Raw genomic sequence first — 19551 nt, 5'->3', positions numbered from 1 at the left:
ACCCGAATTTCGAGATAACGCTCGTGGCGCGCCGCGCGGGGAGTGGCAGCGGCGCCGATACGCTTCCGGGCGTGCCGCGCATCGCTCCTACGAAGATGCGTGCGAGAACCCAAATCGAAAGAAGAACTGGATTTCCATTCGAATGAAGAACAAGCGACGCTGGACGTTTCCGCTCAACACCGCAATCTGGATGAGCGTGAGTCTCGCCGGCATGGCGGTCGTTTCGGGCTGTGCGACCAAGCAGCCCGAAGCCAAGGCGACCAGCACGGGCTGGGTGAAGAATCAGGTCGCCGATGCCTATACCTTCGGCTTTCCGCTCGTCGCGTCGGATATCGCGCGCGAACGCGCCAGCGGCCGCGCCGGGCAGCCCGGCCAGACGCCGCTCAACACCTTCCGTCACGCGAGCGCGCTGCCGCCCGCCGGCGCGCCGGGCTGGGCGAGCGTCGACACGCTCGAATCGTCGGCATGGCTCGATGTGTCCGCCGATCCGGTGATCGTCACGCTGCCCGCCGCGCCGCGCGGCCGCTATCTCGACGCCCGCGCGTTCGATGCGTGGACCAACGCGCTCTATTCCAGCGCCGACACGACGCCCTATCCGAAGATGCAGCTCATCGCGTTCGTGCCCGCTGGCTGGACCGGCACGCTGCCCGCGAACGCGACGCGCGTCGAAACGCGCACACGTTACGTGTGGCTTTCGGTGCGCGTGCGCGTGAACGGCGCTCGCGACGTGCGCGAAGCGCGCAAGCTGCAGACCGCGATGCGAATCGACACGCTGACGCCCGCGAAAGGCTCCGCCGCCGATCCGACGCCGGTCGTCTCCGGCGCGTGGCCCGCGAACGGCGCGAAGCAACCCGCGGTGCCGCCGCTGCCATCCGCGCTGGCGACGATCGCGCCGGGCGCGCAGGCCGAAGCGCTCGATGCGAACGCGTTCTTCGCGCGCCTCGCCCGCTCGCTCGACGACAATCCCGCCGCCACCGACGACAGTCACGCGATCAGCCAGCTCGCCGATCTCGGCGTGAAGCCGGGCGAGCCGGTGCAGTTCAAGAAGACCGACGCACCGCTGCTCGATTCCGGTCTCGCCGATGCACGCGAGCGGCTCGAGACGACGCCGCCCAACGCGATCACGAAGAACGGTTGGACCTGGTTCGGCGATGGCGTCGGCGTCTACGGTACGGATTACACGTTGCGCGCCTATCTTGCGCGCCGGCAGACCGCGACGAGCACGAAGGAAGGCGAAGTGAAGCCGGTGACGCACGTGGACAGCGAAGGCCACGCACTCGACGGCGCGAACGCGTACACGCTGCACTTCGAGCCCGAGCAACTGCCGCCGGTGCGCGGCTTCTGGACCCTGACCGCCTACACGAAGGACGGGGCGCTCTCGGATGCGAAACTGCCGCGGCTCTCGCTTTCCGATCGCGACCGGCTGAAGAAGAATCGCGATGGCTCCATCGACGTGATCGTGTCGGCGAAGTCGCCGGGCCGCGCGCAGACAGCGAATTGGCTGCCCGCGCCCGAAGGCCAGTTCCAGCTCACGATGCGTCTTTATGCGCCCAAGCCGCAGGCGAGCGACGGCTCGTGGGCGCCGCCGTCAGTCGAACGGCAGTGATTCCGCTGCGCGCAAACAGTTGAATCGAACATGAAGGCCGCGATTTTTTCGCGGCCTTCATGCGTTTGACGCACGCTTTGGCGAACGTTTGCGGGTCGCATCGTCGTATACTCGAACATCATCTTTCCGGGGACGGCGGCTCGTCGTCGCGCATCGAATGTCGAGCATCACGAAGTCTTCTCTCGCCTCCGCCGGGCAGACGCTGCGCGGCGTCGTTCACGCGCGGCGCACGCGGCGCTTTTTCATCGGCTTGCTGATCGCGATACTCGTTATCGGCGTGCTCGGGTTCTTCGTCGGGCCGCCGGTTATCCGACATATCGCCGAGCAACAGCTCGCAAAGCAGCTCGACCGGCCCGTCAGCATCAGGCGTATTTGGCTCAATCCGTACACGCTCGATTTGGAAGCCGATGACGTCCATATCGGCGAATCGCCCGCGAATCTCGCGAAGGCGCCGGGCGCGGCGGCCGGTTTCGTCGATGTGTCGAGGCTCGTCGTGCGTACGTCGTGGGCGTCGGTGTTCAAACTCGCGCCGGTCGTCAACGAACTGAAGATCGATTCGCCGCGTATCAGCGTCGTGCGTTTCGACGGCGAGCATTTCAATTTCTCCGATCTGATCGCGAAGTTCGCGAAGCCATCGTCGCCGCCTTCGGACAAGCCTGCGCGCTTCTCGGTATCGAACATTCAGCTCGAAAACGGCCAGATCACGTTCGATGACCGGCTTCTGAGAACGAAGCACGTCGTCGACCGTTTCGCGCTCGGCATTCCGTTCATCGCGACGCTGCCGTCCGCCACCGATATCTTCGTGACGCCGCTGTTGCAGGCCCGCATCGACGGCTCGCCGCTCGTCGTGAAGGGTCGCACGAAGCCGTTTGCGCAGTCGCGCGAATCGGAAATCGCGCTCACGCTCGACGGCCTCGACGTGCCGCAGATGGCGTCTTACGCGCCGGCGTCGGTGCCGGTCGCGGTGAAGAGCGGCAAGCTCTCGACCGATCTCAACGTGCGCTTCGCGATCTCGGGCGATACCCCGACGATCCGCATCGACGGCACCGCCGAGCTCGCCGATCTCGCGGTGACGGACAAGGCGAGCGCGCCGCTCATCGCGGCCCGCGCGCTGCACGTGAAGATCGCGAATGCCGAGCCGCTGCGCGATGTCTATCACCTCGACGAAGTGACGCTGTCGAATCCGGATGTCCATCTCGCGCGCGATTCGACGGGTCAACTGAACGTGCAGAAGCTGGCCGGTCCCGCGCCGAAGCCTTCAGCGGAGGAAGTCAAGAAGGAAGCGCCGCCGCTCGATCTGGCGATTCGCCACCTCGCGATTCAAGACGGCCGGATCGCGCTCGACGACCAGTTGCTCAAACAGCGTGTTGAGGCCGCGTTGACCGGCTTCGCCGTGACGCTCGACGATTTCTCGACGCTTGCCAAAACGCCCGCGAAATACACGCTCAAGACGGCATTCGACAAGGGCGGCGCGCTCGATGCATCGGGCAACGTGACGCTCGCCACGAAAACGGCGGACGCAAAGCTCGCGCTGAGCGCGTTGGCGCTGCCGCCGTTGCAGCCGTATCTCGCGAACATGTTGGCCGCGCGCGTGACGAGCGGCACGCTCGGCGCGAATCTGCCGGTGTCGGTCGACTGGAGCAAGGCGGATGGCGGCGTGCAAATCGGCGCGGGCGATGTGAAGCTCGATGCGCTCACGCTCGCGCCCAACGCGGGCGGCGGCGCGCCGATCAAGCTGGCGTCGGCGACGGCGAAGATCGCCAAGGTCGATGTGTCCGCGCGCAACGCGACGCTCGACAGCGTGCAATTGAACGGCCTCGCGCTCGATGCGACGCGCCGCAAGGACGGCAGCATCGATCTGGCCGCGCTCGCCGCGCCGCACGAAGCCGCGCCCGAGCAGTCGGCGACGCGCAGGATCCAGAAGGCGCAGGCGGCGGGGCCGGCGTGGCGGTATCGGATCGGCGAGATCGCGCTCGCCGATGCATCGGCGAATATCACCGATGAAACCACGACGAAGCCGGTCAAGCTGCGCGTCGCGCCGCTCGCGCTCAACGTCAGGCAGTTCGGCGACGATTTGACGAAACCGCTCGCCGTCGACGGCAAGCTGACGCTGAACGGCAAGGGGGCGCTCGCGATTGGCGGCAACGTCACGGTGTCGCCGCTCAAGCTCGCGTTGCACGTCAAGGGCGATCAGGTCGACGCCTCCGCGTTCGAGCCGTATTTCGGCGACATGCTCAACATCGACGTGACGAGCGCGTATCTGAACGCGAACGGCGACGTCGCGATGTCGGGCAGCGGCAAGACGCTCGCGGCGTCCTATAAGGGCGACGTGTCGCTGACGGACGTACGCATGCTCGACAAGGCGACCTCCGACCGCTTCGCCGGCTGGAAGCTGCTCTCGCTCTCGAACGTGAAGGCGGACTACAGCGAGCGCGGCACCGATGTCGAAGCGGCGCGCGTGACCTTCGCCAAGTTCTACGGTCGGGTGCTGCTCGACGCGCAGGGCAGGTTGAACCTCAAGAGCGTCGTGGCCGGCGACAACGGCCCGCAATCGGTGACGCGCGACCGTGCGAAGGAAGAGGGCGCGTCCGCGCCGGCCGCTGCGAGCGCGACGGTGCCGGTGAAGACGGCGGCGAAGCCGTCGGGGCCGCCGATCAACATGCGCTTCGGCCAGCTCGTGCTGCAGGACGGCCGCGTCACTTACACCGATAACTTCATCAAGCCGAACTACACCGCGAATCTCGTTGCGATCAACGGGACGATCGGCGCGTTCGGCACGCATTCGACCACGTCCGCGCCCGTCGACGTGTCGGCGAAACTCGCGGCGAACGGGCCGGTGTCGATCAAGGGGCAGGTGAATCCGCTCATCGAGAAACCCGCGCTCGATCTGACCGCGAGCGCGCATGGCGTCGAGCTGACGAATCTGACGCCGTATTCGTCGAAGTACGCGGGTTATCCGATCACGAAGGGCAAGCTCAACGTCGATCTGCATTACATGCTCGCCGACAACAAGCTCACGGCGAACAATCACTTGTTCATCGATCAGTTGACGTTCGGCGATCACGTCGACAATCCGACGGCGACGAAGCTGCCGGTGCGGCTCGCGGTGTCGCTGCTGAAGAATTCGCGCGGCGAGATCGATGTCAATATTCCGATTTCCGGCTCGCTGGACAATCCCGAGTTTTCGATCGGTGGGCTCGTGTGGCAGGCTATCGTGAATCTGGTGCAGAAGGCGGTGACCGCGCCGTTCACGCTGCTCGCGCATGCGTTCGGCGGCGGCGGCGGCGAGGATCTCAACTACATCGAATTCGATGCGGGCTCGGCCACGCTGAACGATGCCGCGCAGAAGAAGCTCGATACGATCGCGAAGGCGCTGGCGGACAAGCCGTCGGTGCGCTTGGACGTGACGGGCCGCGTCGATCCGAAGACGGACGAGCCGGCGTTGCGTTCCGCGTGGCTCGATCAACAGGTGAAGCGCGCGAAGGTGCGCGACATGTCGAGCAATGGCGAGAACGTCGACTGGAACGCGATCAAGGTGACGGACGCGGACTACGACAAGTATCTGACGAAGGCGTACAAGTCGGCCGATTTCAAGAAGCCGACGAACTTCATCGGCATGACGAAGTCGGTGCCCGATGAGGACATGAAAGCCGCGCTCACGAAGAACGCACCGGTCGACGAAGGATCGTTGCGCGATCTGGCGCAGCGTCGCGCGCAGGCGGTGCAGGAATATTTCGACGGGAAAATCGACAGCAAACGGATTTTCGTCGTCGCGCCGAAGATGAGTGCGGACGACATCAAGGACAAGGGCGCGGGTTCGCGCGTCGAACTGGGGCTGAAGTGACGAGCGTTGGCCAAACGGACGATCTGGATGAACAAAGGAATGCAAACTAATATCGGCGACACCGGGAACGATGAAGAGAACGGGAGTCAGCCGATGGGAACGCCTTATGAGAAGGACGTGGTGGCGTGGGCCTGGGAACAGGCGGCGCTGCTGCGTGCGGGGAAATTTGCGTCCATCGATATCGAGCATATCGCTGAGGAAATCGAGGACGTGGCAAAAACTGAATCACGCGAGCTGCGAAGCAGATTGGCGGTACTGCTCGCGCATTTGCTCAAATGGCAATTTCAGCCGGAGCGCCGAAGCCGGAGTTGGACGAGTACCATTCGCACGCAGCGAAGGGAGGCGTTGTTCGTGTTGAATGAAGCACCGAGCTTGCGGCGACGCTTCGATGATGTTCAGTGGCTCGACTTGGTCTGGTCGAAAGCGCGGACTCAGGCCGAAGCGGAGACAGGTATCGACTTCGATACGTTTCCCGCAAGCTGTCCATGGCCGATGTCGTCAGTGCTGGAGGAGGGCTTTCTGCCCGAATAGCACCCGGGGCGCGAGCATCATTCAATGCGCCCCCGACGCCGCCCCGCCACCCCCGCCCTTCGCCACCTTCGTAATCCAGATCAGCGGAATGATCAGAATGAAGATCACCGCTGAGATCAGAAAGATATCGTTGAGTCCCATCATCGCGGCTTGCGAGTTGACGGTGAAATTGAACATGCCGCGCGCCTGCGCTTCACTCACGTCGAGCGTCGATTGCGATAGCCCGAGCGACTGCAAAAACGCCGGATTGTAGACATTCGCCTGCTCGGTGAGCCGCTCGTGATGCAGCGCGATGCGGTTGTCCCACGCATTGCCCGCGAGCGACGTTCCTACCGCGCCGCAAAACACCCGCGCGAAATTCGACAGCCCCGCCGCCGCCGGAATCTTCGACGGCGGCAAGCCCGATAGCACGATCGCCGTGAGCGGCACGAAGAACATCGCCATCGGAATGCCTTGCAGCAGCGTCGGCAAGACGAGATGCCACGTATCGATCTCGATCACGTACTTCGAGCGCAGCCAGAACACGAACGCGAAGCCAACGAACGCCGCCGTCGCGATGATGCGCGCGTCGCTGCGCGGCAGCACCTTGCCCATGATCGGCGCGAGGATCACGGCGAAAATGCCGAGCGGCGCGGTGACGAGCCCGGCGTCGATCGACCGGTAATTCAGATACTGCTGCATCCATTGCGGCAGCAACACGAGATTGCCGAAGAACACGCCATACGCGACCGAAATCGCCACCGTGCCGCCGAAGAAATTGCGCCCGGCAAAAAGCCGCAAATCGACGACGGGATTCTTGTCCGTCAGCTCCCACACGACGAAGAACGCGAACGCGATCACCGCGACGATCGCCAGCACGACGATCAGCGGCGACGAGAACCAGTCGAGATCGCGGCCCTTGTCGAGCATGATCTGCAGCGAAGCGACCCACGAGACGAGCAGCAGAAGACCGATCACGTCGATCGGCGCCTTGCGCGTCGGCGATTCGCGGTCGCGGTAGATGATCCACGTCACGCCCGCCGCGAAGATGCCCACCGGAATGTTGATATAGAAGATCCACGACCACGAATAGCTGTCCGTGATCCAGCCGCCGAGCGCGGGACCGGCGATCGGGCCGACGGTCGCGGTCATCGCCCACAGTGAGAGCGCCATCGACGCCTTCTCTTTCGGATACGAGCCGAGCAGGATCGCCTGCGACAGCGGAATCAGCGGCCCGGCGACCGCGCCCTGCAACACGCGCGCGAAGAGCAGCACCGGCAGATTCGGCGCGAGCCCGCACAGCCACGACGACAGCACGAACATCAGGATCGCGCCGACGAAAAGACGCACCTGCCCGAGCCGCTGCGTGAGCCAGCCGGTCAGCGGAATGGAGACGGCGTTCGACGCCGCGAACACGGTGATGACCCACGTGCCCTCGTTGACGGACACGCCGAGATTGCCGGAGATCGTCGGGATCGCGACATTGGCGATCGACGAATCCAGCACGTTCATGAACGTCGCGAGCGCCACCGCGAAGGTGGCGAGAACGAGCTTGCCGCCTTCGAGCGGCGGCGGCGCGGACGGTGAGGGTGACGGTGCGGCGGCGGGTTTGGGCGTCGTCGGCGTGCTCATGCGGCTTCCATGCTTGAGGCCGCCAGCTTGCAAGACGCGGCTGGCGGCCGAAAAAGATCAAGCCGCCAGTGTGCCTGCGCTCAAAAAAAGCTGCTTACTTCGCCGAAATATCGATATCGCCCAGATATTTCTTTGCGTACTTGTCGATGGTGCCGTCCGCCTTGACCTTCTCGATCGCCGCGTTGAGCTTGGTCTTGAGCGCATCGTCGCCCTTGCGGATGCCATAGGCGATGCCGCTGCCGAGAATTTTGTCGTCGCGCACGGGCGCACCGGCGAACGCGAAGCCTTCGCCGTCCGGCTTCGACAGGAAGCCGCTCTGTCCCGCGGGCGCGAGCACGAGCGTCGCGTCGAGACGGCCGGACTTCAGATCGGCGTAGACCTGGTTCTGATCCTGATACGGCACGACCTTCACGCCGTCGTTTTCCCAGTGCGCCTTCGCGAACGTCTCCTGAATCGAGCCTTGCAGCACGCCGACGCTCTTGCCCTTCAGCGATGCCGACGTCGGCTCGATGCCGCTGCCCTTCTTCGCGATGAGCTGCGTCGGCACGCGATACACGACCGTCGTGAAATCGATCGCCTGGCGGCGCTGCTCGGTCGCGTTCATCGCCGAGTTGATCGCGTCGAACTTGCGGCCCTGCAGCGCGGGGATCAGGCCGTCGAACGACGTCTCGACCCATTTGCACTGCATTTTCGCGGCGGCGCACACGGCATTGCCGACGTCGATGTCGAGCCCTTGCAGCTCGCCCGTCGACGATTTCGATTCGAACGGCGGATATTGCGCTTCGAGGCCGAAGCGCAGCGTATCGGCGGCAAGCGCGGCGCCGCTCGTGAACGTGCATGCGAGGAACAGCGCGCTGGCGATGTGGTTCAGTTTCATCGTGTTGGTCTCCAGGAAATCGTCAGATCGAGCAAAGGCGGCGCGCGCCTTCGATGAGCGTGTCGTCGTCCTTCGCGAACGAAAGACGGATCACGCGGTTGTCGGTGCCGTCGGTATAGAACGCCGACAGCGGAATCGTCGCGACGCGCGCCTCGCGAATCAGGCGCAGCACGAAATCGCTGTCGCCTTGATCGGAAATCGCGTCGTAACGCGCCAGCATGAAGAAACTGCCCGCACTCGGCAACAACTCGAAGCGCGATGCTTTCAGCGATTCCGCGAGCAGATCGCGCTTGTGCTGATAGAACGGCCCGAGATTCAGATAGCTCGATTCATCCGCGAGCGCTTCGGCGAAGGCCATTTGCATCGGCGTATCGGCGGAGAAGGTCATGAACTGGTGAATCTTGCGGATTTCCGCCGTCAGCGCGGCGGGCGCGAGACAGTAGCCGACCCGCCACCCCGTTACGTGATACGACTTGCCGAACGACGACACGATGACGCTGCGCTCGGCCAGCGCCGGATAACGCGCCATGCCGTGATGCAGCGCGCCGTCGAAGACGACGTGCTCGTAGACTTCGTCCGACAGCACGATGATCTTCGTGTCGCGCGTGAGCGCCGCGAGCCGCTCGACGTCGGCGGATGTGAACGCGCTGCCCGTCGGGTTGTGCGGCGTGTTGACGAGGATCATGCGCGTCTTCGGCGTGATCGCGGCGGCGACCTCGTCCCAGTCGATGCGGAAATCCTGCGGCGAGAGCTTGATCGCGACGGGCTTCGCGCCCTGCAACTGCACGATCGGCGCGTAACTGTCGAACGATGGTTCGAAGTAAATCACTTCGTCGCCGGGATGCACGAGCGCGCTGATCGTCGCGTACAGGCCTTCGCTCGCGCTCGCGACGACGGTGACTTCCGTGCCCGGATCGTAGGTTGCGCCGTAGAGCTTCTGCGTTTTCACGGCGATGGCTTCGCGAAGCGCGAGCACGCCGGACATCGGCGAGTACTGGTTATGTCCTGCCCGCATGGCTCGCTCGACGCCTTCGATGAGCTTCGAATCGCACGCGAAGTTCGGCGCGCCTTGCGACAGGTTGAGCGCGTGATGCTCGTCGGCCAACTGGCCGATGACGGTAAAAATGGTCGTGCCGACGTTCGGCAGCTTCGACTCGGGAATGCAGGCGCTTTGCACGGCGGATGTCTCCGGAATTGCGGTTCGACGAAAATCTGCCGTCGATTCAACCGCAGCAATAAAGCGCGGACAATCGAAACTTTGTCATACTAGCCATGCTTGCAGATCATGGCTACATGTCAAAAACCCGATGAAACCCCTTCCTTCCCTCGACGTGCTCAAAACCTTTCTGGTGGTGGCGCAGAAACTGAATTTCACGCGCGCGGCCGAGGTGCTGAACGTGACGCAGGGCGCGGTCAGCCGTCAGATCGCCGGGCTGGAGGCGCATCTCGGTTATGCGCTTTTCACGCGGCAGGCGCGCGGGCTCGCGCTCACGCATCACGGCGCGTTGCTGGTCGCGCCGTTGCAGCAGGCGTTCGGACAGATCGACGATGCCCTCGCGAAAGGCGGCGCGCAATCCGGCATTCTGCGCGTGAAGTGCCCGACCTGCGCGATGCGCTGGGTGCTGCCGCGCGTGATCCGCCTGCAGAACGAGCGGCCGGAACTGGTCGTGGAAGTGACGGCGTCGGTGGCGCATGGCGTCGAATTCAGCGCGGAGCAGTTCGACGCAGCGATCGTCTTCGGCGCGGCGCCGTCGGGGAAGGGCGCGAGCGTGCATCATCTTTTCGATGAAGTGCTGACGCCGGTTTGCGCGCCTGAATTGTGGAAGCCTAAGAAGAACGCCTCGCCAACACCCGACGATCTCGCCGGGAAAACGCTGCTGCATCCCACGCGCGACCGCCGCGACTGGCTACTGTGGCTCGGCGCTTACGGTTACGCCGGCCTGCCGTCGACGAAAGCGCAGCATTTCGACACGCTCGATCTGGCGATTTCGTCGGCGATGCAGGGTTTGGGCGTGACGATCGGCGACCTCTCGCTGATCGAAGAAGACCTGCGCGCCAGGCGCGTCATCGCGCCGTTTTCGCTGTGCGTGCCGAGCGGCGCGGCGTACTACCTCGTGTATCCGGAGCGGCCCGCGCCGTCGCCCGCGTTGCAGCAGTTCGCGCAATGGCTTGCCGATGAAGCGGCGCACACGCGTGAAAATCTTCGTCGCAATCTTTGATCCGCTGCGGGTTATGGGTTAAGCACATCCTGCAGAGCGTAGAACTATTCCTAAACGGCCGATGTTTGAGTTTCTTCGACTCATGGAAACTCCGTATTAAGAATAGGAATCTGCGAAAGAACTGCGAAGGATTCGACCCACTACAATCCGCACACAAAAGATGACAGGCTGCGACAGCCGCCGCCTGCGAACAGACGGAGATGCCTGGGTGCGACTCAGATCCTTCGCTTCATACGGCCCGAGCGCGAGTGCCTATGCCCGGGCGTGAAATCAACGGACACCGGCAATCCGGCGAAGCCACGTCTGCCGAAAATCTGAAACGTCCGCTGCGGCCGGCGTGCGCGCGGTTCGCGAGATGCGGACGGACGAGCCTGCGCATACGCCTGCTTCTTTGGCTGCTCGCGCCGCTCGCCCTTTTCGTGCTGATTACATCGATCGCTTCGTACGATTCCGCGTGCCGCACGGCGGACATGATGGAGGACGCGGCGCTCCTTGCCTCCGCACGGACCATCGGCGATGGCATCGAGTGGTCCGATCGCGAACTCACCGTCAAGATCGTGCCAGCGGCCCTCGAAATGTTCGAGTCGCCATATCGGGATCGCGTGTATTACAAGGTCGTCGCCGAACGCGGCCGATTGCTCGGCGGCAGGCCGGAGCTTCCGATGCCCGAGCGCGAAAGCTCACATCCCGTTTATTTCGACGCCGAGTTCGAGGGTACGAAGGTTCGCGCCATCTCTTATCCGCGTTTTCTGTTCGATGACGGCAAGGTGGTGGCGGTGCGGGTCATCGTCGCCAAGACGCGGGCTTCGCGGCATGCCATGCGCGATCAGCTATGGCGCCCGCAGTTGCTGCGCGCATGCGTGATGCTCGCGCTGGTCGCCGCGCTCGTTCCGCTCGGTCTCGCGGCCGCGCTCCGTCCGCTGATGCGCCTGAAGGACGACCTCGCCGGGCGCTCGCCGCTGGAAATCGATCCGATGCGCGCGCAAGCTTTGCCACGCGAACTCCGGCCGATCGTCGACGCCCTCAATCAATGCATCGCGCAAGTCAGGCATCACGCGCGGACACAGCGCGATTTCGTGTCCGATGCGGCGCATCAGCTCAGCACGCCGCTCACGCTTCTCGACACTCAGATCCAATACGCTTGCCTGAACTGCGGCGGCGAGCGCGCATGCGAGATCGCGCTCAAGAGCGCGGGCCGGAGCATGAAAAAGATGAAAGCCGTAACGAAGCAACTGCTGATGCTCGCGCAGGCAGAGTCCACGCCCGAACCCATACGAACGATGACGGACATGACGGATGTCGTCGAGTCCGTGCTCGAAGAACTGATCGTGCTGGCGCAGCGGCGTGATATCGACCTTGGCGCAGCAACCGAACCGGGCACGATGGTGGCCGGCAACGCGGCGCTGCTGTCCGCGCTCGTGTCGAACCTCGTCGACAACGCCATTCGCTACACGCAGCCGGGTGGGCGCGTCACCGTGATCGTCAGGCGTTCGCACGAGCAGGTTCTGTTGCAGGTGGTCGACAACGGTCCGGGGCTTTCCGCCGAGGCACGCGCGCATGTGTTCGAGCGCTTCTATCGCGCGTCTGCTTTTACCGATGGCACCGGGCTCGGGCTGCCGATCGTGCGGGAGATCGCGCTGCGCCACGGCGGCACCGTCACGCTCGGGGCGGGCTACGCGCGTGCAGGATTGTCCGTGTCGGTCAGGCTGCCCGCATGGTCCGGCGGGGACATCCGATGAAGCTGCTGCTCGTCGAAGACAACGCCGAGCTGGCGCACTGGATCGTGAGTCTGTTGAAGGCGGATTCTTTCATCGTCGATCATGTGCCGAACGCGGAATGCGCCACGTCGATCCTCAATCAATGCACCTACGATGTCGTGTTGCTGGACATGCGCCTGCCCGCGATGAGCGGCAAGGAACTGCTCGGACGGCTGCGGCGCCGCGGCGACACCGTGCCCGTACTGATGCTGACCGCGCACGGATCGATCGAGGACAAGGTGGAATGCTTCGCAGCGGGCGCGGACGATTTCGTCGTCAAGCCTTTCGATGCGCGCGAACTGGTGGCCCGCATCAAGGCTCTGGTGCGTCGTCAGAGCGCGCAGAAAGCCGTCGCGCTGATGTGCGGCGATCTCCGGTATGCATTCGCCACGCGCGAGTTCAGCTATCGGGGCGCGCCCATTTCGCTGCGACGTCGCGAGCACGCGATTCTCGAAGCGCTGATCCTGCGGCAGGACAAGACCGTGTCGAAGTCGATGCTGATGGAATGCATCTTCAGTCTCGACGATGTCGCCAGCGCCGATGCCATCGACATCTATATTCATCGCTTGCGCAAGCGGCTGGCCGAAACGAACGCGCGGATCATGACGTTGCGCGGTCTCGGCTATATCCTGCGCGCACGCGAAGAATGATCGATGTGTGCGCTCGGTGACAATACTTAGATATGCGTAGCACGCGCGATAGCGCCGTGAAAGATTCGAGCGGCTAGGATGCGTTTCATGTTCCGCGACAAGCACGAATGATGCGCTGACCGGAACAGTCGGACGTCATGTGCGCGTGAATCGCGTTTCACTTCTTGACATGGCGCGCCGGACCATTGCGACCACTATCGGGGGTGCATGAAGTTATGTCGATCAACATTCTGGTTGTTGCTTTCCTGCTCGCAGCGGCGGTCATGCTGTGCTGTTCGATCGTGGAGTACGTCGCGGTCTTGAGAATCATCCGGGACGACGCGCCCTTGCCGCAGACGCCGCGTGGACCGCTGGCGAAATCCGACCGGTTCTTCTGTCTCAGCGCGCTTCTGTGTTTCGTTTCGCTGGCTTGTCTTCTGCTTGTCGATTGAACGCCACGAGGAGTCGAGACGATGTCGAACACGAAAATACGAAGGCTCCCGAAACCGTCGCGAGACCGGAACGCCAGGATCTACTGGCTGCCGATGCCGCGCGTCGAGGCGGACAAAGTCATCCTTCAATGCCGGATCGCACTCGAATCGGTCAAGCGTGGCCGGGGGAGTCTGATCGAGGCGCAGTGCATCGCGCAGGCCGTGCTGCTGTCGGGACTCTTGACCGAGGCGGGCTTCGGCATTCTGGACCGCGCGACGCTCGATGAAGTGCAGGGCGACGTGCTCGCGTTGCTCGACCGCGGCCTGACGGTCGGCGACTGGCGCCTTCCCGCGACTGCGGTGCCGCGGCTCACTGCGGTGATCAACGAGCACGACCGGCAGATGAGAGAAGTGCGTCTTTCAGCGGTCATCGAATGCAACGAGCATCTCGAACGTTTCATCGCGACGTTGCCGCGCCCGAGCGATTCGCCCACGCATTGAAACGCTTCGCGCGGGCGGCCGCGCGAAGCGTTTCGATCACATGCCGTGCTTCGTCACGACCGATTCCCACTGCCCGTTCTTCACCTGATACAGCGTCGACGATGCGTTCTTCAACGCGCCGTTGTCGTCGAACGCGATCGGCCCCGTGATGCCGTCGAACTTGTTGGTCTTCAGCACCGGCCGGTACACGTTCGGATCGATGGAATTGGCTTTTTGCATCGCGTTGATCGCGGCCCACGCGGCGTCGTAGCCGAACGGCGCATACGACAGGATCGCGACGCCGAAGCGCTTCTGGAACTTCTCGCTGAATGCCTTGCCTTCGGGCAGCTTGTCGAGCGGGCTGCCGTATTCCCACGCCTGCGCGCCCTCGGCGGCGTCGCCGGCGAGCTTGAGGAAATCCGCGTCCATCACGCCGCCGCCGCCCACGAACTGCGCGTTCATGCCGAGCTGCTTCATCCGCTTGACGACCGCCGCCGCCTGCCGGTCGAGGCCGCCGAAGAAGATCAGATCCGCGTTGGTCGACTTGATGCGCGTCAGTTGCGCGCTGAAATCGACGGTCTGATTGTCGCTGTATTCGCGCGTGACGATCGTGCCGCCTTTCGCCTTCACCGCCTTCTCGAACTCGTCGGCCTCGCCCTGACCGAAGGCCGTGCGATCGTCGATGATCGCGATGCGCTTCGCCTTCGTCGTCGTCACCGCGTAGACGCCGGCGTTGCCCGCGTTCTGCGCGTCGCTGGAAATCACCGTGAACATGTTCGCGAGGCCGCGCGTCGTGATGGTCGGATTGGTCGCGGCGGGATCGATCGTCGGGATGCCGGCGTTGTTGTAGATCGGCGATGCGGGCAGCGTCGTGCCCGAATTGAAGTGTCCGACGACGACGACCACGCCATCGTCGACGAGCTTCTGCGCCGCCTGCACGCCGACGCGCGGATCGGCCTGATCGTCTTCCGCGCGGATCTCGAACTTGGCCGTCTTGCCACCGATCGTGATCTTTTTCGCGTTGGCTTCATCGAGCGCGAGCTGCACGCCGTTCTGGAGATCCTTCCCGTAACCCGCGTTCGCGCCGGTCAGCGGCGCGGCGAAACCCACTTTCACCGGAAGTTCGTCGGCGCTCGCGGCAAAAGGCACGGCGCCGAGCGTGGCCGCGGCGCACGCCACGAGCCATGCCAAAGGTCTGGTACGGAAGCGCATGGTTTTCCCTCTCCTTTTTGATCTGGCAAATCGAAATCGAATGGAACGCCCTGGCATCGGACAAGCGAAATGTAGGGAGCCAATTTCGGCGCGTCTTGGTGTTTAGTCGCGCGTCCGATGCGGATTTCGGCATAGGCCCGATACGCCGCGATCTCAACCCCATGGCGGCTTCGGGCGTTTCGCCGACGCGCCGCGCGCGACGATTCCCGACCATCCGCGAGACGCTGCTATCGGGCCGATTGAATCCCGCCGCTTGACAAAGTGCATATGCACAAATATTCTGCGTGGCATGACTTCCAACTCTTCTCCTCTCGACTGCAACTGTTTTGCGATCCGTCAGGCGGCGCGTTATGTGTCGCAAATGTACGAGCGGCATTTGAGCGTAGTGGGCATCACGGCGGCGCAGTTCACGATTCTCGCGGCGATCGGGCGCAAGCCCGGCGTGCAGATGCTCGAACTCGCCGATTCGATGGTGATGGACCGCACGACGCTCGTGCGTGCGCTCAAGCCCTTGCAGCGCGACGGTCTCGTCGAAGCGGCGCAGGAATCGGCGAGTTCGCGCGCCGTCGGCTTGCGTCTCACGGCAACCGGCAAGGAAACGCTCGTGAAGGCAGCGGCGCAATGGCGCGCGGCGCAGGCGGAATTCGAAACGAAGTTCGGCGAGAAACGCGCGAAGGCATTGCGCCAGTCGCTGTTCGAATTGACGACGATGGAGTGAGTTGATCAAGCGCTGGCTCGCCGCGTGCGAGCCTTTTATTCATCGGCATTAGTGCATATGCACAATCAAGCGGAGCAGATCATGCAGGTCAAAGGAAAAGTGGTACTCGTCACCGGCGCCAATCGCGGGCTCGGCAAGCAATTTGCGAAGTCGTTGATCGAAGCGGGCGCGGCGAAGGTTTATGCGGCCGCGCGCGATCCGAAGAGCGTCGACATTCCGGGCGTCGAAGCGATCCGCCTCGACGTGACGAACGCCGCCGACATCGCGGAAGCAGCGGCGACCTACACCGACGTCCAAGTGATCGTCAACAACGCGGGCGTGACGACGCGCGGCTTGCTCGTCGATCCGGCATCGACGCAAGGCATTCGCGATCTGCTCGAAATCAACACGTTCGGCCCCATCGCGCTCACGCAGGCATTCGCGCCCGTGCTGAAGAAGAACGGCGGCGGTGCGGTCATCAACGTTCTTTCGGTGCTGAGCTGGGTCTCGTTGCCGGCGGGCGGCGCGTATCACATCTCGAAGGCGGCGGCGTGGGCGGCCACGAACGCCCTGCGCGAGGAATTGCGCGAGCAGGGCACGCTCGTCGTGGCGGCGCATCCCGGTTACATCGATACCGACATGACCGCGCAAGTCACCGCGCCGAAATCGACGCCGGAACATGTCGTGCGCGAAGTGCTCGCGGCGGTGGAGAAGAATCAGGAAGAAGTGCTCGTCGATGACACCGGGCGCGCGGTCAAGCAATCGCTGTCGACCGACGCCCCCATCTACCTCACCGGAATTCCGCGCTGATCGGAGGCTCGCCATGTTTGCGCAGGACATCGTGTTGTGTCATCCGGTGCGTACGGCGATCGGCGGGTTCGGCGGCTCGCTGAAGGACACGCCCGCCGTCGATCTGGGCGCGGCCGTCATCGCGGAAACGTTGCGGCGCGCGGGTTCGGCGCTCGATCCGTCATCGGTGGATTCGGTCGTGTTCGGCAACGTCATTCAGGCGGGCAACCGCATGAATCCGGCGCGACAGGCGTCGGTCGGCGGCGGCGTGCCGGTTTCCGTGCCCGCGCTGACGGTCAATCGCGTGTGCGGCTCCGGCGCGCAGGCCGTGGCGACGGCGGCGACGGAAATCGCGGCGGGCGTCTCGCGGCTTGCCATCGCGGGCGGCATGGAGAACATGGACCGCGCGCCGTATCTGCTCGATGGCGGTCGTCGCGGTTATCGCATGGGCAACGCGCAGATCTACGACAGCCTGCTGCGCGACGGTCTCGTCGATGCGTTCTCGGGCGAGCATTCGGGCTGGCATACGGAAGATCTCGTGTCGAAGTTCGATATCACGCGCGAGGCGCAGGATCGCTGGGCCGAGCGCTCGCAGCAGTCGTTTGCGGCGGCGCAGAAGGACGGCGCGTTCGATGCGGAAATCGTCGGCGTCGATGTGAAGGCGGGCAAGGAAACCGTTGCGTTTGCGCGCGATGAGCAGCCGCGTCCCGACACGAATTTCGCGGCGCTGGAGAAATTGCGTCCGGCATTCCGTCCCAACGGCACGATTACGGCCGGCAATGCGCCGGGGCTGAACAGCGGCGCATCGGCGATGATCGTGACGAGCCGCAACGAAGCGGACGCGCGCGGCATCGAACCGTTCGTGCGCCTGGCGGCGTTCGGGGTCGCGGCGGTCGAGCCGGGGATGTTCGGGCTCGGTCCGGTGCCCGCCGTGCAGCAGGCGTTGCAGCGCGCGGGATGGACGCTCGGCGATGTCGAGCGCTTCGAGATCAACGAAGCGTTCGCGGCGGTGCCGATCGCGGTGGCGCGAACGCTCGGCGTGCCCGACGACATCGTCAACGTCGAAGGCGGCGCGATCGCGCACGGTCATCCGATCGGCGCGACGGGCGCCGTGCTGACGACGCGCCTCGCCCACGCGATGCGCCGCGACGGCGTGAAGCGCGCGATCGTGACGCTGTGCATCGGCGGCGGGCAGGGCATCGCGCTCGCGCTGGAAGCGATCGCGTAGGCGTTCGCGTCAGCGCTTCGCGTTCTTCTGCATGTCATCGAAACCCGCCGCGGCTTGCTGCACGTCCGGCGGGAAATCGTCCATCTCCATGACCTGCCGCACTTCGATCATCTCCGTATCCGATCCGGGGCAACGCTTCGCCCATTCGATCGCTTCCTCGCGCGACTTCACCTGGACCATCCAGTAGCCGCCGAGCACTTCCTTCGCTTCGGCGAACGGTCCGTCGGTGACGCGCGGCTTGCCGCCTTCGAACGTGACGCGCGCGCCCATCGACGGCGGATGCAGTCCGTCGAGCGCGAGCAGCACGCCGGCCTTCTGCAATTCCTCGTTGTATTTCATCATCGCGGCGACGGCTTCGGCGCTCGGCATCGTGCCCGGTTCGGCGCTTTCGTAGCCGCGCGGAATCATCAGCATCATGAATCGCATGTGGATCGCTCCTGGAAGTTGGTGCATTTATCGAGCGTCTTCGGTACGCTCACACCTAACGACGAGCAACATGACACGAGATCGACATGCCCGCCCTTAAGCGTTTTTCCCTAGTCGATTGCTGTTGCCTTCGCGACCCGTAAGATCAAATAATGTAATCCATTACATCTCGATCGCGACGCGCGGCAAAGCGATGTCAGATACGGTTCGACCACGCGAAGAAGTATCGATTGCCGACGTCGCTGAACGCGCGGGCGTGTCGGTCGCGACCGTATCGCGCGTGCTCAACGGACACACGAACGTTCGCGAGACGACGCGCGAAAAAGTGCTCGAAGCGGTCGCGACGAGCGGCTATCGCATCAACGAGCTGGCGCGCAATCTGCGCACGGCCGAAAGCCGCCTGCTCCTCACGATGGTCCCCGACTTCGGCAATCCGTTCTATGCGGCGATCGTGCGCGGCATCGACAGCGTCGCGCGTCAGAACGGCTACTTCATGCTGCTGTGCGATACCGGCGCGGACCCGTTGCGCGAGCGAAGCTATTTCGATCTGCTGCGCGGCCGCCGCGCCGATGGCGCCATCTGTCTCGATCCCGCCGCCGTGCAAAAAGCGCTCGCCGAAGAAGCGTCGACGCTGCCGTGGGTCGCGTGCTGCGAGTTCGATCCGGCGGCGGGCGTGCCGTACGTCGGCATCGACAATCATCTCGCCGCGGGCGATGTCGTGCGTTATCTGACGGCGAAGGGGCATCGGCGCATTGCGCTCATCAACTCGGGTCAGGGTTATCTGTATGGACGACAGCGGCTCGCGGGCTATCGCGATGCGTTGATCGAAGCCGGCATCGAGCCGCGCGCGGAGTGGCTGATCGAACTCGACAGCCTCGATTACGACGCGGGCGAGCGCGCGGCCGCGCAACTCGCATCGTTGGGCGATGCGCGTCCGACGGCCGCCTTCGCCGTGTCGGACACGCTCGCCATCGGCGTGATGAACGGCTTTCGCGGCGCGGGCTTTTCAGTGCCCGACGATGTCGCTGTCGTCGGCTTCGACGATATCGCCGTTGCCGCGCATGTCGATCCGCCGCTCACGACCGTTTCGCAGCCGATGCAACTGCTCGGCGAAACCGCAGCCGACCTGCTGCTCAAGCGCCTGCGCGACCCGCGCGCGGATGTGCCGGGCGTGCTGCTGCCGCATCGGCTGATTCGAAGAAGGAGCGCGTGAC

The 19551-nt window shown here is 64.1% G+C and carries 18 protein-coding genes; 13 read left to right on the top strand and 5 right to left on the bottom strand.

Features of this window, described 5'->3' with window-relative positions; genetic code table 11:
- Positions 1 to 142 precede the first annotated feature (142 nt).
- The 3 genes from QCE49_RS25035 (at position 143) to QCE49_RS25025 (ending at position 5981) form a co-directional block, all read left to right on the top strand.
- Positions 143 to 1606, top strand: a complete 1464-nt coding sequence (locus QCE49_RS25035) for a DUF1254 domain-containing protein (RefSeq protein WP_250459186.1) — start codon at positions 143 to 145, stop codon at positions 1604 to 1606.
- 157 nt (positions 1607 to 1763) lie between these two features.
- Positions 1764 to 5450, top strand: coding sequence for a DUF748 domain-containing protein (locus QCE49_RS25030; protein WP_250459184.1), 3687 nt, complete (start codon positions 1764 to 1766; stop codon positions 5448 to 5450).
- Positions 5451 to 5477: 27 nt separating this feature from the next.
- Positions 5478 to 5981 (top strand): DUF29 domain-containing protein, encoded by a 504-nt coding sequence (locus QCE49_RS25025; RefSeq protein ID WP_250459182.1) that lies wholly within the window; start codon positions 5478 to 5480, stop codon positions 5979 to 5981.
- Positions 5982 to 6002: 21 nt separating this feature from the next.
- Here QCE49_RS25025 and QCE49_RS25020 read toward each other — a convergent pair whose 3' ends face one another.
- From QCE49_RS25020 to QCE49_RS25010, 3 genes are all read right to left on the bottom strand, one after another.
- Positions 6003 to 7592, bottom strand: coding sequence for a DHA2 family efflux MFS transporter permease subunit (locus tag QCE49_RS25020; protein WP_008354125.1), 1590 nt, complete (start codon positions 7590 to 7592; stop codon positions 6003 to 6005).
- 94 nt (positions 7593 to 7686) lie between these two features.
- Entirely contained in the window at positions 7687 to 8469 is a 783-nt protein-coding gene (locus tag QCE49_RS25015; protein WP_008354124.1) for an ABC transporter substrate-binding protein, read from the bottom strand.
- 22 nt (positions 8470 to 8491) lie between these two features.
- Positions 8492 to 9646 carry a methionine aminotransferase gene (locus tag QCE49_RS25010; protein WP_008354122.1) on the bottom strand — a complete coding sequence of 385 codons (1155 nt, stop codon included), beginning with the start codon at positions 9644 to 9646 and terminating at the stop codon, positions 8492 to 8494.
- Positions 9647 to 9776: 130 nt separating this feature from the next.
- On the opposite strand from QCE49_RS25010, the gene QCE49_RS25005 reads away from it, so the two are divergent.
- From QCE49_RS25005 to QCE49_RS24985, 5 genes are all read left to right on the top strand, one after another.
- On the top strand, positions 9777 to 10688 hold the full coding sequence (locus QCE49_RS25005; protein WP_034473137.1) for a LysR substrate-binding domain-containing protein: 912 nt from the start codon (positions 9777 to 9779) through the stop codon (positions 10686 to 10688).
- A 254-nt stretch (positions 10689 to 10942) separates the two neighbouring features.
- A complete protein-coding gene (locus QCE49_RS25000; protein ID WP_250459179.1) occupies positions 10943 to 12427 on the top strand; it encodes a sensor histidine kinase in 1485 nt (494 codons plus the stop codon).
- Entirely contained in the window at positions 12424 to 13095 is a 672-nt protein-coding gene (locus QCE49_RS24995; RefSeq protein ID WP_250459178.1) for a response regulator, read from the top strand. Before QCE49_RS25000 ends, QCE49_RS24995 begins: the two co-directional genes overlap by 4 nt.
- A gap of 215 nt (positions 13096 to 13310) precedes the next feature.
- A complete protein-coding gene (locus QCE49_RS24990; RefSeq protein ID WP_008354118.1) occupies positions 13311 to 13526 on the top strand; it encodes a hypothetical protein in 216 nt (71 codons plus the stop codon).
- 21 nt (positions 13527 to 13547) lie between these two features.
- Complete coding sequence (locus QCE49_RS24985; protein WP_250459176.1) at positions 13548 to 14006, top strand: Fis family transcriptional regulator; 459 nt, start codon at positions 13548 to 13550, stop codon at positions 14004 to 14006.
- A gap of 36 nt (positions 14007 to 14042) precedes the next feature.
- On the opposite strand, the gene QCE49_RS24980 is transcribed toward QCE49_RS24985, so the two are convergent.
- A complete protein-coding gene (locus QCE49_RS24980) occupies positions 14043 to 15197 on the bottom strand; it encodes a branched-chain amino acid ABC transporter substrate-binding protein (protein WP_008354116.1) in 1155 nt (384 codons plus the stop codon).
- Here QCE49_RS24980 and QCE49_RS24975 point away from each other — a divergent pair.
- The 4 genes from QCE49_RS24975 to QCE49_RS24960 all read left to right on the top strand — a co-directional run bounded on the left by QCE49_RS24975 (position 15170) and on the right by QCE49_RS24960 (position 17911).
- Positions 15170 to 15454, top strand: coding sequence for a hypothetical protein (locus QCE49_RS24975; RefSeq protein WP_175982935.1), 285 nt, complete (start codon positions 15170 to 15172; stop codon positions 15452 to 15454). The two genes, QCE49_RS24980 and QCE49_RS24975, sit on opposite strands and share 28 nt — an antisense overlap.
- Positions 15455 to 15486: 32 nt before the next feature.
- A complete protein-coding gene (locus QCE49_RS24970; RefSeq protein ID WP_250459174.1) occupies positions 15487 to 15915 on the top strand; it encodes a MarR family winged helix-turn-helix transcriptional regulator in 429 nt (142 codons plus the stop codon).
- An 81-nt stretch (positions 15916 to 15996) separates the two neighbouring features.
- The gene (locus QCE49_RS24965) at positions 15997 to 16704 is read left to right on the top strand and encodes an SDR family oxidoreductase (protein WP_033536683.1); all 708 of its coding nucleotides are present in this window, start codon (positions 15997 to 15999) and stop codon (positions 16702 to 16704) included.
- Positions 16705 to 16717: 13 nt separating this feature from the next.
- Positions 16718 to 17911 (top strand): thiolase family protein, encoded by a 1194-nt coding sequence (locus QCE49_RS24960; protein ID WP_250459163.1) that lies wholly within the window; start codon positions 16718 to 16720, stop codon positions 17909 to 17911.
- A 9-nt stretch (positions 17912 to 17920) separates the two neighbouring features.
- On the opposite strand, the gene QCE49_RS24955 is transcribed toward QCE49_RS24960, so the two are convergent.
- On the bottom strand, positions 17921 to 18337 hold the full coding sequence (locus QCE49_RS24955; protein ID WP_250459161.1) for a YciI family protein: 417 nt from the start codon (positions 18335 to 18337) through the stop codon (positions 17921 to 17923).
- 193 nt (positions 18338 to 18530) lie between these two features.
- Here QCE49_RS24955 and QCE49_RS24950 point away from each other — a divergent pair, with 193 nt between their 5' ends.
- Positions 18531 to 19550 carry a LacI family DNA-binding transcriptional regulator gene (locus QCE49_RS24950; protein WP_175982938.1) on the top strand — a complete coding sequence of 340 codons (1020 nt, stop codon included), beginning with the start codon at positions 18531 to 18533 and terminating at the stop codon, positions 19548 to 19550.
- The last annotated feature ends 1 nt before the right edge of the window (position 19551 follow it).

This window comes from Caballeronia sp. LZ008 (assembly GCF_031451435.1).
Lineage (GTDB): Bacteria > Pseudomonadota > Gammaproteobacteria > Burkholderiales > Burkholderiaceae > Caballeronia > Caballeronia zhejiangensis.
Note: the sequence above shows the minus strand (reverse complement) of the source record. Positions and strands in the feature narration are given on the sequence as shown.

Excerpts from the sequence above, each read along its gene's own strand:
- QCE49_RS25035 (WP_250459186.1), top strand. The coding sequence starts at position 143 with ATGAAGAACAAGCGACGCTGGACGTTTCCGCTCAACACCGCAATCTGG.
- QCE49_RS24965 (WP_033536683.1), top strand. The coding sequence starts at position 15,997 with ATGCAGGTCAAAGGAAAAGTGGTACTCGTCACCGGCGCCAATCGCGGG.
- QCE49_RS24980 (WP_008354116.1), bottom strand. The coding sequence starts at position 15,197 with ATGCGCTTCCGTACCAGACCTTTGGCATGGCTCGTGGCGTGCGCCGCG.
- QCE49_RS24985 (WP_250459176.1), top strand. The coding sequence starts at position 13,548 with ATGTCGAACACGAAAATACGAAGGCTCCCGAAACCGTCGCGAGACCGG.
- QCE49_RS25030 (WP_250459184.1), top strand. The coding sequence starts at position 1,764 with ATGTCGAGCATCACGAAGTCTTCTCTCGCCTCCGCCGGGCAGACGCTG.
- QCE49_RS25025 (WP_250459182.1), top strand. The coding sequence starts at position 5,478 with ATGAACAAAGGAATGCAAACTAATATCGGCGACACCGGGAACGATGAA.
- QCE49_RS25000 (WP_250459179.1), top strand. The coding sequence starts at position 10,943 with ATGCCCGGGCGTGAAATCAACGGACACCGGCAATCCGGCGAAGCCACG.
- QCE49_RS24995 (WP_250459178.1), top strand. The coding sequence starts at position 12,424 with ATGAAGCTGCTGCTCGTCGAAGACAACGCCGAGCTGGCGCACTGGATC.
- QCE49_RS24990 (WP_008354118.1), top strand. The coding sequence starts at position 13,311 with ATGTCGATCAACATTCTGGTTGTTGCTTTCCTGCTCGCAGCGGCGGTC.
- QCE49_RS25020 (WP_008354125.1), bottom strand. The coding sequence starts at position 7,592 with ATGAGCACGCCGACGACGCCCAAACCCGCCGCCGCACCGTCACCCTCA.
- QCE49_RS24970 (WP_250459174.1), top strand. The coding sequence starts at position 15,487 with ATGACTTCCAACTCTTCTCCTCTCGACTGCAACTGTTTTGCGATCCGT.
- QCE49_RS25005 (WP_034473137.1), top strand. The coding sequence starts at position 9,777 with ATGAAACCCCTTCCTTCCCTCGACGTGCTCAAAACCTTTCTGGTGGTG.
- QCE49_RS24960 (WP_250459163.1), top strand. The coding sequence starts at position 16,718 with ATGTTTGCGCAGGACATCGTGTTGTGTCATCCGGTGCGTACGGCGATC.
- QCE49_RS25015 (WP_008354124.1), bottom strand. The coding sequence starts at position 8,469 with ATGAAACTGAACCACATCGCCAGCGCGCTGTTCCTCGCATGCACGTTC.
- QCE49_RS24975 (WP_175982935.1), top strand. The coding sequence starts at position 15,170 with ATGCCAAAGGTCTGGTACGGAAGCGCATGGTTTTCCCTCTCCTTTTTG.
- QCE49_RS24950 (WP_175982938.1), top strand. The coding sequence starts at position 18,531 with ATGTCAGATACGGTTCGACCACGCGAAGAAGTATCGATTGCCGACGTC.
- QCE49_RS24955 (WP_250459161.1), bottom strand. The coding sequence starts at position 18,337 with ATGCGATTCATGATGCTGATGATTCCGCGCGGCTACGAAAGCGCCGAA.